We start from the raw sequence: 244 nt of genomic DNA, 5'->3' as shown, positions 1-244 counted from the left end.
CTGCCGAATTCGCGCGTGATGATCCCCCAGCCGCTGGGCGGCGTCCAGGGCCAGTCCACGGATATCGACATCCACGCCCGTGAGATCCTGACCCTGCGTTCGCGCCTGACCGAAGTGCTGGCCAAGCACACCGGCCAGTCGCTGGAGACCATCGCGCGCGACACCGAGCGCGACAACTTCCAGCGCGCGGCCGATGCGGTGGCTTACGGCCTGGTCGACCAGGTGCTCGAGCGCCGTCCGGAAG

At 68.9% G+C, this 244-nt stretch carries 1 protein-coding gene; it reads left to right on the top strand.

Annotation, left to right across the window (positions count from 1 at the left end; translation table 11 throughout):
• The coding region (locus ACQG3P_RS21895; protein WP_426806226.1) for an ATP-dependent Clp protease proteolytic subunit at positions 1-244 on the top strand (244 nt) is incomplete at both ends.

Source organism: Stenotrophomonas sp. SrG (genome assembly GCF_050031795.1).
In the GTDB taxonomy this organism is placed as follows: Bacteria; Pseudomonadota; Gammaproteobacteria; order Xanthomonadales; family Xanthomonadaceae; genus Stenotrophomonas; species Stenotrophomonas rhizophila_A.
Note: the sequence above shows the minus strand (reverse complement) of the source record. Positions and strands in the feature narration are given on the sequence as shown.